The 12993-nt window shown below is 47.6% G+C and carries 12 protein-coding genes; 7 read left to right on the top strand and 5 right to left on the bottom strand.

Going from position 1 to position 12993, the window contains the following annotated elements; translation table 11 throughout:
* Positions 1–277 precede the first annotated feature (277 nt).
* Entirely contained in the window at positions 278–1414 is a 1137-nt protein-coding gene (locus ACSQ8P_RS32115; RefSeq protein WP_436238896.1) for a YhgE/Pip domain-containing protein, read from the top strand.
* A 146-nt stretch (positions 1415–1560) separates the two neighbouring features.
* On the opposite strand, the gene ACSQ8P_RS32110 is transcribed toward ACSQ8P_RS32115, so the two are convergent.
* Complete coding sequence (locus ACSQ8P_RS32110; RefSeq protein WP_436238895.1) at positions 1561–2595, bottom strand: sensor histidine kinase; 1035 nt, start codon at positions 2593–2595, stop codon at positions 1561–1563.
* Complete coding sequence (locus ACSQ8P_RS32105) at positions 2592–3263, bottom strand: response regulator transcription factor (RefSeq protein ID WP_436239662.1); 672 nt, start codon at positions 3261–3263, stop codon at positions 2592–2594. The genes ACSQ8P_RS32110 and ACSQ8P_RS32105 overlap by 4 nt, the downstream gene beginning before the upstream one ends.
* Positions 3264–3454: 191 nt before the next feature.
* On the opposite strand from ACSQ8P_RS32105, the gene ACSQ8P_RS32100 reads away from it, so the two are divergent.
* Entirely contained in the window at positions 3455–4222 is a 768-nt protein-coding gene (locus ACSQ8P_RS32100; protein WP_436238894.1) for an ABC transporter ATP-binding protein, read from the top strand.
* The gene (locus ACSQ8P_RS32095; RefSeq protein WP_436238893.1) at positions 4209–6134 is read left to right on the top strand and encodes an FtsX-like permease family protein; all 1926 of its coding nucleotides are present in this window, start codon (positions 4209–4211) and stop codon (positions 6132–6134) included. Before ACSQ8P_RS32100 ends, ACSQ8P_RS32095 begins: the two co-directional genes overlap by 14 nt.
* Here ACSQ8P_RS32095 and ACSQ8P_RS32090 read toward each other — a convergent pair.
* The 3 genes from ACSQ8P_RS32090 to ACSQ8P_RS32080 form a co-directional block, all read right to left on the bottom strand.
* On the bottom strand, positions 6096–7676 hold the full coding sequence (locus ACSQ8P_RS32090) for a HAMP domain-containing sensor histidine kinase (protein WP_436238892.1): 1581 nt from the start codon (positions 7674–7676) through the stop codon (positions 6096–6098). The genes ACSQ8P_RS32095 and ACSQ8P_RS32090 overlap by 39 nt on opposite strands.
* Entirely contained in the window at positions 7673–8371 is a 699-nt protein-coding gene (locus tag ACSQ8P_RS32085) for a response regulator transcription factor (RefSeq protein WP_436238891.1), read from the bottom strand. Before ACSQ8P_RS32085 ends, ACSQ8P_RS32090 begins: the two co-directional genes overlap by 4 nt.
* Before the next feature lie 85 nt (positions 8372–8456).
* Positions 8457–9257, bottom strand: a complete 801-nt coding sequence (locus ACSQ8P_RS32080) for a hypothetical protein (RefSeq protein WP_436238890.1) — start codon at positions 9255–9257, stop codon at positions 8457–8459.
* A 227-nt stretch (positions 9258–9484) separates the two neighbouring features.
* On the opposite strand from ACSQ8P_RS32080, the gene ACSQ8P_RS32075 reads away from it, so the two are divergent.
* From ACSQ8P_RS32075 to ACSQ8P_RS32060, 4 genes are all read left to right on the top strand, one after another.
* Complete coding sequence (locus tag ACSQ8P_RS32075; RefSeq protein WP_436238889.1) at positions 9485–9652, top strand: hypothetical protein; 168 nt, start codon at positions 9485–9487, stop codon at positions 9650–9652.
* Between the two features lie 167 nt (positions 9653–9819).
* Positions 9820–10608 carry a DeoR/GlpR family DNA-binding transcription regulator gene (locus ACSQ8P_RS32070; RefSeq protein ID WP_436238888.1) on the top strand — a complete coding sequence of 263 codons (789 nt, stop codon included), beginning with the start codon at positions 9820–9822 and terminating at the stop codon, positions 10606–10608.
* Positions 10605–11561, top strand: coding sequence for a 1-phosphofructokinase (pfkB, locus tag ACSQ8P_RS32065; RefSeq protein WP_436238887.1), 957 nt, complete (start codon positions 10605–10607; stop codon positions 11559–11561). The genes ACSQ8P_RS32070 and pfkB overlap by 4 nt, the downstream gene beginning before the upstream one ends.
* 14 nt (positions 11562–11575) lie before the next feature.
* Positions 11576–12949: a PTS fructose transporter subunit IIC gene (locus ACSQ8P_RS32060; RefSeq protein WP_436238886.1), complete on the top strand. Its 1374-nt coding sequence runs from the start codon at positions 11576–11578 to the stop codon at positions 12947–12949.
* Positions 12950–12993: the final 44 nt, after the last annotated feature.

Raw genomic sequence — 12993 nt, 5'->3', positions numbered from 1 at the left:
ACATACCTTAAAAGGCTGCCGGCAAGATCGGCAGCCTCATTACGTTGACGGGCAGGAAAGCCCCGAATGTATTAGTCTTGTAGCCTGTCTAACTATCTCTAGGTAATGTTCCAATATAATTGAATTCAACTAACTTCTGTCCGAATTACTTTGATATTATTTAACCAATGGTGGTTATGGGAGAACATTTAGTTGGTGAGCTGATCTTGCGACAGCTCCTTCTTTGTATAGTGAAGAGTAACTGGTAGAATAATTCAACTGTTTAAGTACAACACATTTGGAGGGGAAGAACTATGTCTTATCAAGTAGAGGTTATTTTAAGAATCTGCCCGTGCTGCTCGTTCAAATGGATGCAGGTGAGAAGCTTCCAAACGGGCAAGAAATGAATTTCGGCAAGCTCATTCAGGAGAAAATAACCGCTGCTCCAGCGCAAGCAGATACGGTCTCTCCACTCAAATGGACGACTATGGCCAGTGAACAAGAAGCCATCGATGCGATGAACAGAGAGCAAGCTTACGCAGCGATTATCATTCCTGCCGATTTCAGCCATAAGCTAGTAAGCTTATTGTCCCCTGGGCCGCAGGCATCCTCTCTAACGGTTTATGTGAACCAAGGGATGAATAACACGGCGGCTACGATGGCAAATGGCGTGTTGGGGCAGATCCTTAATGGCATTAACGGTCAGGTCAGAGAGCAGCTGCTGGCGCAAGTCAGCCAAAAAGGCGGAACCCTCACCGTTGACCAAACCAAAGCGTTCGCTTCACCTATCGTCGTCACCAGCAAAAACGTAAACGCTGTGGGCACAAACAGCGCAAATGGCAACGCCCCTGTTGTGTTGACACAGCTGGCTTGGTTTGGAGCGATGGTGACAACGCTGCTGCTCTTTATGGCTGCAGGCAAAGCTACACAAACGGGCTCCCGCCTGCATCGCTTCGGCATCCAAGTTTCCCAATTGCTCAGTGGTGTCGTGATCACCGCGGCTGCTGCTGCCAGTATTCTTCTGGTAGCAGGAAAATGGTTGGGCTTATCCATTCCAAGTTATTGGGAGATCGGTTTATTCCTTACTTTAGTCGGTTTCGCCTTCTTCCTGTTGCAAACGGCAGTCGTCAGCTGGCTTGGTTTAAAAGGAGTGCCGCTGTTCGTGCTCGTTTTCTTCTTCGGCGCACCGGTGCTTTCATTGCCGCCAGAGTTATTGCCTAGCTTCAGTCATGACTGGCTTTATTCTTGGCTGCCGCTGCGCTTCTCAGCAGAAGGACTTCGCGATTTGTTCTACTTCGGTCAGAACTTGAATTTGAGCAGCCCGGCGTGGACCTTAGGGGTCATTGGTGCAGTGGCTATCGTGGTTATTTTCTTATCCCTGTTGAAAAAGCACGAGCAACCAGCTGCTAAAGTAGAGGCTTCACGTTCGATGTAATCTGTTGTAGATACAACAGAAAAGTGGCTTTAGCAGAAGGCAGGGGTGTAGATACCTGACCTCATGTAAGTGATCAGCTCCCCAAAATCAGAAAAGCCTCCAACCTGAACACACAGGTTTGGAGGCTTTTCTCACTTTTGCAACCATCAACGCAAATCATTATAATGCTGCATCTTCATGAAATGAATGGTAACCGTGGTCCCCTCGCCTTCGGTCGATGTGATCGACAGATCATGGCCGAGCTTGATCGCCATTTGCTTGACTAAATAGAGCCCCATCCCGGTAGAGCGGCTGTGTGTTCGGCCATTTTTGCCTGTGAAGCCTTTATCGAACACGCGACCCAGATCAGCGGAATCAATCCCTATCCCTGTGTCCTGAATGATCAACCGTTTCTCGGAATCGGTTTCTTCGGAGCGGAAGGTGATGCTGCCGCCATTGTCGGTGTAGGTTAAGGCATTCCCCACGATCTGGCCCACGATGTAGCCCAGCCACTTGCTGTCACTATTCACATGGTGAGTGAGGTCTTCCATATCCGGACGTATACGTTTGGCGATAAACAGTTTGGCCACCTTCTTGACACTATCCTTCACAAGGGTGGTCAGCGACAACTCTGAGATGAAGTAATCTCTGGAAAAGGAGTCAATACGCGAGTAGTAGAGTGCTTGCTCAACATAGCTGTCGATCTTGCTAAGCTCATCTTCGAGCTTGTCCACGAGATATTCCGCGGTTTTGCCGGCGCGGTTCTCCATAATGAGGCGGCTGGCTGCGATAGGCAGCTTCACCTCATGAATCCAGGAGAGGATGAAGTCCTGATGATTACGGATCTCCGATTGCAGGAGATGCGTTTCATTCGCTTGGTCCTTCGACAGCTGAGTTAACAGCTGCAGATAGAGCTCTTGCTGGTTGGTTTGAGGGTCGGGCATTGCCGCGATGGCCCAATCTTGATGTTGGCTTTTGCCAAGAAACTCATTTAGCTCCTTATAGAAGGACTTCCGATAGAAGTAGCCAAAGATTATATACAAGGCAGCGAATAGAAAACAGCCCGCATTCGTGTAGGTGATATTGTTAAGGGCTGCCTGCCCTTTTACACTGACAAGCATGATCAGCGAAACGAATAGCATCGTCACCGCATACATCCCCATGAAATATCGTTTATCCTTCAAATAGGAGAGAAAGCTCATGGGATCATGTACCCTTGCCCTTTCTTGGTTGTGATGAAATCATCGCGTCCAAGTTCAGCAAGCTTTTTACGCAGGCGGGTAATATTAACAGTTAACGTATTATCGTCGACGAAACTTTCATCCTCCCAAAGTCCACGCATCATCTGCTCTCTGCTGACAATGGCACCTTGATGCTGCATGAGAATGGTGAGAATTTTGAATTCATTCCGGGTAAGCTCTGTTTTCTGATCCCCGCAGGCGATGTCACCATCCTTCAAATTCAGGACGACACCATTATGGGCCATTACATTGGCTGATGTCTCCATGTAGGAGTAGGTTCTGCGCAGCAGGGCATTGATTTTTGCCACGAGGACATCGGTGTAGAAAGGCTTCTGGATAAAATCATCGCCACCCATATTCATCGACATGACCATATCCATAGGTGTATTACGAGACGAGAGGAAGAGAATGGGCACGTTCGATACTTCCCTGATTTGGCGGCACCAGTAGAATCCGTCGAACGCCGGTAAATTTATGTCCATCAGCACGAGATGGGGATTTTCGTTCACATAAACAGTGAGTACGGAGTCGAATTGTTCGATAATAATCGTTTCAAACCCCCAGCGGCCAAGTGCTTCAGCTACCGTATCCCGTATCGTTTTATCATCTTCCACGATCATAATTTTCATAGACATTTCCATGCCTCCTAAAGGGACGAATGAGCCGATTATAACACTTCACCAGAAATGGTAGCATAATCATGACAAAATTGTAAGGTAACGCGGAGGAGTTGTAAGTTACTTCGATGGTTGCATGGTCTCGGAGATAGTAGGATAGAGGTATTAAGAAGCAAACCATGCTTATTGGAGGAATAACCGATATGAAAATAATCGCCCAAGCCAAACAACTGAAGAAAGTATACGGCACCAAAGGAAATGTATTTACGGCGCTGAAGGATATCGATTTAACGATTACCCAAGGTGAATTCGTAGGCATTATGGGGCCTTCCGGATCGGGCAAAACGACGCTGCTGAACTTGTTAGCCACGATCGACCAGCCCACCTCAGGGGAAATCATTGTTGACGGGATTAGTCTAATGAAGATGAAGGAGGCAGAGCTAGCGAACTTCCGGCGTGACAAGCTGGGCTTCATTTTTCAGGACTACAACTTGCTCGATACGTTGACTGTGAAGGAGAACATTATACTCCCGCTAGCTCTAGCCAGAATGAATGTAGCTGAATTGGAGCGCCGCGTAGAGGTGATCAGCAAGAAGTTCGGCATCGATTCGCTGCTAGATAAGTACCCGTACCAAATTTCTGGCGGGCAGAAGCAGCGAACAGCCGCATGCCGCGCCATCGTGTCAAACCCCAGTCTCGTACTGGCAGATGAGCCGACAGGGGCACTGGATTCCAAGTCTGCGACAGAGCTTCTAGAAAGCTTGCAGAGCTTGAATGTACAGGATAAATCGACCATTCTTATCGTGACGCATGATGCTTTTGCAGCCAGCTATTGTACACGTGTTGTCTTTATTAAAGATGGTCAATTATTTACGGAGTTAAATAAAGGGACGTCTTCGCGCAAGGAATTTTTTAATAAAGTCATGGATGTGCTCTCGGTGCTAGGGGGTGGGGCAAGTGACCTTATTTAGTCTGGCCAGAAGGAATGTCATCGGTAATCTGAAAAATTATTTGATCTATTTCATCTCGATGATTTTCAGTGTTGTGATCTACTATACGTTCGTTTCCTTGCGCTACAGTGAGGAGATTGCGGCGAATGTGCAGAAATGGGAGGGTATGAAGTCCGTTTTTACGCAAGCTTCGATCGTGCTCATTCTGTTCGTTGCGGTGTTTATCTGGTATTCCAACTCGTTTTTCACCAAAAAGCGGAAGAAAGAAGTAGGCCTGTACGCCTTGCTTGGCGTGAGGAAGCGTAAGATTGGCACGATGTTATTTTATGAAAATATGATGATGGGCATTGACGCCGTTGCGGTGGGCATTGTTCTGGGGACTTTACTATCCAAGTTGTTTGCGATGATGTTCCTCAAATTGCTGGATTCAGCCGTTGAAGTCAGCTTCAGTATTGCCTCTGAGGCGATTGTGAACACACTGATCGTATTTGCCATTATCATTGTAATAACTTCGATCCACAGCTATCGCTTGATCTATCGCTTCCAACTCGTGGAATTGTTCAAGGCAGAGCAAGAAGGGGAACAGGTTCCGAAGCCATCGGCTTTCTCAGCGGTTTTGGCTGTTGCGTTATTAATTATCGGCTATTGGACGGTGTTCCAACCTATGACGACTTCTGCTCAAATGGGGCGGAACTTCCTCATTATCTTCGGCACCTTGATCTCCGGCACGTATCTGCTATTTCGGTATGCGCTCATATATATCTTGAAAATCGCCCAAAAGACGAAGTCTCGCTACTATAAAGGCATGAACATGATTTCCACAGCGCAATTGATTTATCGCATTCGAGGGAATACGCGAATGTTCACGATGATTGCACTGCTCAGTGCGCTAACGCTTTGTGCAGTAACGGTAGGATCAAGCGCCTATTTCACGATAACCAAGGAAGCAGAGGAAGAAGCTCCTTTCAGCTACATGCACATTTCACAAGGAGCAAGCTTCGATGGGCAAGTTAGCGCCATTTTGGAGCAGGATAAAGAGCATCCGATCGAAAAGAAGCTGGATGTACCCATTATCCGAGTTACGGCGGACGTGACGAATTTCTTCTATCATCCATCGAGTCATTCGCCGAGTTCCGTTCCAATCAAGCTGGTGTCAGCCTCCATGTACAATCGTACCTCAGAGACGTTAGACAGAGAGGGTCAGGTTGTACTCCAAGATCATGATATCGCGGTCATTCAGCCGAAATATTCGACATTCACCTTGAATGAAGTGTTGGGAGACACGATTTCCTTTGAAGCTCAGGCAGGCAAGCAAACGCTAACGGTCCAGCAGATTATTGTAGGGAGAATGCTCCCTTGGAGCTTCCCTGATCTCGTCTTTATCGTCAGTGACACCCTGTATGCCAAGCTGCTGCCCGGATCAGAAGAAGTGACATACAAAGGGTATGTCGTTAAGAATCAAGGGTCAACGAAGCTGACCTCTAATTCCCTGATCAAGCTGAAAACAGAACAGAACGGAATGTCTACCTACTATTATCAATATCGCCAAAACATGGAGTCCGCTGGCATGGATATCTTCACGCTGGGCTTCTTAGGGCTTGTCTTCCTGGCCGCGACGGGATGTATGATTTACTTCAAACAGCTAACGGATGCGAACGAGGATAAAGAGCGCTATGCGATACTGCGCAAAATCGGTGTAAGCCGCAAGGAAATTAGGACGACGATCGCCAAACAGACACTGTTCGTGTTCATGCTGCCGCTCATACTAGGCGTTGTGCATAGCATCATGGTTCTCAAGGCTCTGACGACGATCCAGCTGATTAGCGGAGAGATCCTAATCCCGGTGCTTACGACGACGATCATTTATGCAGCTATTTATTTCTGCTACTTTGTGCTATGCCTCGGAGCCTCGAACCGTATTGTCAGCAGGTAAAATGGTGAACGCGACGCCATCGCTTTCATTCCGAGCCTGAACGCTCATCCCGTGATGATCCATAATTTGTTTCACGATGGCTAAGCCGAGTCCGAACTGCCCCTTGCCGCCGGTGCGGAAAGGCTCGAACAGATTATCCGCGATTGTCTGATCGAGCAGCGGACCGTCGTTACTCATTTGAATTTCAAAGTGAGGAGCGGGACTCATGCGAATTCGAATACAAGTTTCGGCATAACGAAGCTGATTATCGAGCATGTTTTCCAAAGCTATCTTCCACTGTTCCTGATCTCCGATGAGCTTGTAAGGAGCTAAGTGCAGATCCCAGTTGATCTCGGGACGCTTATAACGGAGTCGTTCTACAACATCTTCGATGACCGCTTTGATTTCAAAAGCATGGAAAGGCTTCTCTTTGGCCGTGAAATAATTCAATTTGTTCAGCAATAACAGATCGCGGATGCGCTTCTCTAGGCGTTCGCCTTCTTTCATAATGACGCCTAAGCTTGCACTTAACGTGCCTTTCGGAAAAACACCGTCTTGAATGGATTGCGCATAACTGCGGATCACCATGACCGGTGTTTTTAGTTCGTGCGACGTATGCTGCAGGAAGAATTGCTGCGCACGATCTTGCTTCACAAGACGCTGCCGCATCCCTTCAATCGCTTTGCCTAGGCGGCCAATCTCATCATTGCGGCGGCCTGTATCGATAGGTTCATGCCAATCGCGTTCAGCCATGCGTCCCACATGCTGTTCCATCTGAACGAGTGGACGCGTGAAATACCGAGCTAACAATAAGCAGGGGAGCCAGCTGATCACGATAAGGCCAACCATCAATAGGATCAGTCGGAAGAACATCGACATGATGAGATCATTGCGGTAGTTGCCCCAAGCATAGGAAACGATAAAGTTGGGTGCTCCTTGGACGACCTCTTTGCGGATGACATAAAAGATACTGTTATTATCGATACTGCGCGTATACTTGGCAACGGGCTGCATCTGGGATAGCGCATCTTTCTCCATGGCTGCAATGAAAGGCTCGGTGCTGGAGGCCGTTGTCTCGATCGCTTGTGCGGCTTGTGCACCGTTAATCATAAAATGACGAATAGACGGGCCAGTTAGTGTAGCCTGTACAGGCAAGGTGAGCTGCGTGGCCAGCGTCGAGGGATCTATCGCTGCGCCAGCTTCCAATGGAACCCTAACGGGTGCTGCTTCCCCACTGACAATACTCGTTCCAGCGAGTACTTGTGCTTTCTGTGCGACGACCACACGACTTTCTAACGTTGGAATCGGATTCGTAGTGATTTCCACGGGCTGAGGGGATAAAGGGAAAGCGAAAATAGGACTCGCTATCGCCTGCGCCTGGGTTGCCTCTACTTGTAGACCACTTTGGGTATCCATCAAAATATCATATAGCTGCTCGGTGAAAAACCCTTTTAACGTCCAAGGCAATAGCACGGCAAGCAGTGTGAAAATGAACAGTGTCAGCGCGGCGAAAGCCCCCCATAATTTCATGGCGAGCGGCCACTGGCCTAGTCGAAGACTCATGATTTCACCATCCTATACCCGTATCCGTATACGGTTTCTAATCGCATGTCTGGCAGCTTGCGGCGCAGTCTGCGTACTAAATCGTCGACGACACGATCCGTACCGAAGTAGTCGATGCCCCAAACAGAGCGTAGAACTTGTTCTCGTTCAAGCACGTGTCCCTGATGTTGAATGAAGTAGAGCAACAGCTCGAATTCCTTCGAGGTCAAATCGAGCGTGCTCCCATCACTATCGGTTACGGTGCGAGCGGGCTCGTCGATGGTGTAAGAAGCTAACGTAGTAAGCTGCGCGCGGCGCTCCATGGAAGCTGTCAGTACGCTGTTTCCTTGCCGCGCATATACGCGTTCTAGCAGCTTGCGACAGCGGATCACTAGCTCGCGTGGCAGAAACGGCTTCGCCAAATAGTCATCGCTTCCAAGCTCAAGTCCAATAATGCGATCGATATCGGCATCGCGGGCCGAGATGAAGATCACGGGCTGTGACGGTTGGTCGGCTTTAATCTCACGGATGAGTTGGAAACCATCCACGCCCGGCAGCATAATATCGAGGACCCACAAGTCCGGCCGCTCCGAGATCGCTTCTCTGGCTGAGGTTCCATCGGGGAACGAACGCACCTGCCACCCCTCTTTCTCCAAATAGGCTGCAAGCACGCCTCTTAAATGCTCTTCGTCTTCTACTAAAAAGATGCTATACATCGTATATCGCTCCTTCCATGCCTGATAACATGGGGAAAAGTGGAGCCGAATCGCTTGTCGCGATCGGTTCCACCTTTCGTTTTACTTATTTATTGTCAGCTTCAGCTGATTGTGTTTCTTTGATTTTTTTAGCTATTTCACGCATGTCTTCGGTTCCCTTTACAAAATCCTTCAATAAATCCGGAAGGATAGCACGGATCGCTTCTGCATCATCCGCTTCTACCGCCTCTGTTAATTTTTGTTGAAGTTTCATGCTCTCAGACTCCACAGGCTTAGCTACCATTATATCACTCGCAACCCCAGCCTCAACTGGAAGAACACGGGTAATCTGCTCAGTCGTCGTTCCATCGGCCGGCGCAGGTCGTGTGATGAAGACTTTTTTAGGAGCGTCTGCCCCTTGTGGAAGATTATCGATCTCTCCTTGCGTTAGAGCGGGCAATGGAGGTAAAGCTTCAATCGCTTCTCCACCTTCAAATGTAGTAATGAAAGTAGCATCTACAGAAGGGAATACTTGCACTTTACCATCTGCATCATCTTTGGAAATCGTTACTGTCTTAGCGAAAGTAGGCTTTGGCAGATCTGCTTCTGCTTGCTTCCGATCGTCGAGCGCTTTCTTCCAGTCAGCGAGGGTATCCGGAGCGTATGTAGTAGCAAGCAGCTTCAAGTAGTTGCGCTCATGAGCGGGTTGGCCAAGCAAGCCTGCACTCGCAGAGCGGATGTGAAGGGCTGGTACTGCTCCAACAGCTTTCACCATTTGAATAGCTTTCGTAGGTTTCGCTTCCGTTGTCGTATCTGCCGCAGATGCGCTTACAGCACCGAATGCGATGGTTGTCATAATAGCGAGCATGCTCGTTTGAACGGCGCGTTTTTTCCATGTTGGTTTCATAGTGAGATGAACTCCTCTCGATTTATGTAGCATGTAGGGATAGTTGATTTCCCTTACACCTTTACTGTATCGAAAGATTATGGACATCCTATCGTAAGATTGTGGGAAATTATGTGAAAGAAAAATGAGGTGCTGTTTCCAAACGGTGAGCGGGGAAGCAGTTAATATTTTAGACTTAGAGATCTAGCGGAAATGATGGAAATGTATATACCGATATTCCCCAACGGATGCCGGCTTTGGAGGTAGTTAAGAAAACGTTGGCAAAGGTAAGGAGGACGAAAGTAACGGTTAGGTCATTGTGCAGGAATGAGAAAGAAGAGTTGAATAACTACAAACAAGAGGCTACCGGCGAAACCACCGGTAGCCTTATTAACGCTCTAGGGCACGATATTTGAATATATATCAATAAGAAGATATGCAAAGTAGGCTCGGACTTCCTTAAAATACCATCCATAGAAAGCGCTTTACAAATAAATATCAATCACATATAATCATAAACGACAACAAACAATCAAATTAATGACTGTATATGCGCAATTTATTATTGGGATAGGAGGGGATCATGATACTGTTTGAAGAAGAACGTCAGCATAAGATTGCCGATTATGTTCAAGAAAGAGAGCGTGCGTCCGTTCAGGAACTGGCCCAGCATTTTCAGGTGTCTGAATCAACGGTCCGCAGAGATTTAAAGATCCTTGAGGAAGAAGGCAAGCTTCGCCGTACGCATGGAGGAGCAGTTGCTTTTGTCAGTGATAATTCAGAGCCAACTTTTGTAGAAAAAGAAGATCGCTATCGTTTACAAAAGGAACTGATTGCCAAAGAAGCCGCTTCTATGGTTCGAGAAGGCGATTCCATCATACTCGATTCGGGAACTACAACTTATTATTTAGCTAAGGAATTGAAAACATTCAAAAAGCTTACGGTTGTAACCAATTCCGTTGCGGTGGCTCAAGAATTGTCTGCCAACACAGGAATCGATTTGATTCTTACAGGCGGTACCTTACGTCATGAAACGTTGGCAATGGTAGGTCCGTTAGCGGAGAAAGCGCTGGAATCCGTACATGTTGATAAGGCCTTCGTGGCGATCAATGGTCTAGATCCTGTCATTGGATTGACAACGCCGAATATGTTGGAGGCTTCGACCAAAAGGGCTTTCTTCCGTTCAACCAAGCAAGTGATTTTACTCATGGATCACAGCAAATACGGACGAGTATCTTTTGCTAAGGTTGCGGCATTATCCGAGATTGACCAACTGTTGACGGATGATGGTATATCGGACAATGCATTGAAAGAGCTGGATACGGCTGGGATTACTGTTACCATCGTACAGACGGATGGGAGGAAGTCATGAAGCCTGTCTTAACAATTACACTGAATCCAGCCTTGGACAAAACAGTAACGGTGGAAGATTTTGTTCTTGGCGGATTGAACCGAATTAAAGAATGGCGAATGGATGCTGGAGGAAAGGGTATCAATGTTGCCAAAGTTCTTAAGAATTTTTCCGTTGAGGTGTCAGCTTGGGGCTTATGTGCAGGACGTCAGGGGAATGTGCTCACGGATACACTTACGAGCCTAGGCATCCCGAACTGGTTTGTTCAGGCTAAGGGTGAAACGAGAACGAACCTGAAGTTGTATGTGGAATATACCCGGGAAACAACAGAGTTGAATGAGCCAGGATTCACGGTAGACGATGACGTGTTAGGTCAATTTCTTAATCGATTCAGAACAGATGTTCGCCACGTTTCCTTGGTTGTCCTGGGGGGCAGTTTGCCAAAGGGAATACCTAGTGATTTCTATAAGACACTTATCCAGATAGCTAATGAGGCAGGTGTTCGGACCGTATTGGATGCCGATGGCGAGCCTTTCGTCCATGGGATTGAGGCTGTTCCCTACGCGATTAAGCCTAACATTCATGAGCTGGAGTCGTTCTTCGGAGAGTCTTTCCAGACGGATGAAGAGATTATCGATGCGGCAAGAAGATTAATCGTTAAAGGAATTGCTTACGTGGCCGTTTCTTTAGGTGGAGAGGGATCGATTCTTATAACGGAGACGGAGGCCATTCGCGCCAAACCTGATCCAATTACGCCCCTAAGTACAGTGGGGGCTGGAGACTCCATGGTAGCCGCGCTCATTTATTGCATGCTGCATGGCATGTCGCTGGAAGAAGCTGCGAGGTGGAGCTCGGCTGCAGGAACCGTAACGGCTTTAAAGCCAGGAACACAAGTTTGTACGCTTGCTGAAGTTGAACAAAAACTAGGCAGTGTGAACATATGGTCAATACCAAAAACAACTAATTCGAATTGAAGGCGGGGGCGTCTATGAAAAAGATTCTTGCGGTTACAGCTTGTCCAACCGGTGTTGCTCATACGTACATGGCTGCTGAATCCTTAGCAAAAGCAGCTAGAGAAAAGGGTATTACGATTAAAGTAGAAACCAGAGGAGCCGTTGGTGTAGAAAATGAATTTACCGAGCAGGAAATTGCCGAAGCTCATGCCATTATTGTAGCTGCGGACACGGATGTATTAGAATCCCGTTTCGCTGGAAAGCCGGTTGTTAAAGTCCCTGTGGCGCAGGCGATCAAAAATCCGGCAGGACTTCTCGATGAAGCTTTAAATAAAGAAGCGGCCTCTGCGGATGATTATCTGAAACAAGTAGAGCAGTCGAAATCTCAGCGCAGCGCTTCACGAACCGGAGCCTATAAGCATCTGATGACAGGTGTTTCAAACATGCTTCCTTTGGTTGTTGCTGGCGGATTGCTCATTGCACTTTCTTTCATTTTCGGAATTGAAGCATTTAAAGAACAGGGTACATTTGCTGCTGCTTTAATGGACATCGGCGGCGGAGCAGCTTTTGCACTAATGGTACCGATCTTAGCGGGATTCATCGCTTTCTCGATTGCGGAAAAGCCAGGCTTGGCACCTGGGCTTGTTGGCGGGATGCTCGCTTCAAAAATCGGTGCAGGTTTCCTTGGTGGAATCATTGCCGGATTCCTCGCAGGTTATGTAGCGAAGCTGTTGAAAGATTATATCAAGATGCCAAAGAATTTTGAAGGCTTGAAACCTATTCTAATTATTCCTTTACTGGCTACTGGAATTACTGGACTTTTAATGATCTATGTCATTGGCGAACCCGTAAAAGCAATTATGGATGGTTTGACGGTATGGCTCAAATCGCTAGGATCCACGAATGCTGTATTGCTCGGTCTTCTATTGGGAGCGATGATGGCCTTCGATATGGGCGGCCCTGTGAATAAAGCGGCGTATACGTTCGCGGTAGGGTTATTGGCCAGCAGTGTATACGGTCCGATGGCAGCAGTAATGGCTGCCGGTATGACACCTCCGCTTGGTCTGTGGCTGGCAACGATACTGGCTCCAAAGAAATTTACGAAGGAAGAGCGGGATGCCGGTAAAGCGGCTTCTGTTCTAGGAATTTCATTTATCACGGAAGGTGCCATTCCGTTTGCCGCAGGCGATCCGTTCCGCGTGATCCCTTCGATCATGGTCGGCTCCGCTTTAACAGGCGCTCTATCCATGTTGTTTGGTGCTACTTTACGCGCACCTCATGGAGGAATTTTCGTCCTGCCGATCCCGAATGCGGTCAGCCACTTGGGTATGTATGCTCTTGCTATCGTAGCAGGGACCGTTGTTACAGCTATCATGCTGAATATATTGAAGAAGCCTGTAAAAGACTAAAATTTTACTTAAAGCTAATCACGCAGGGGGAATCTCTTCCCCCT

Source organism: Paenibacillus sp. LjRoot153 (assembly GCF_964253085.1).
Classification (GTDB): domain Bacteria; phylum Bacillota; class Bacilli; order Paenibacillales; family NBRC-103111; genus Paenibacillus_E.
The sequence above is the reverse complement of the archived record's forward strand: the minus strand, read 5'-3'. Positions and strand labels throughout refer to the sequence as shown.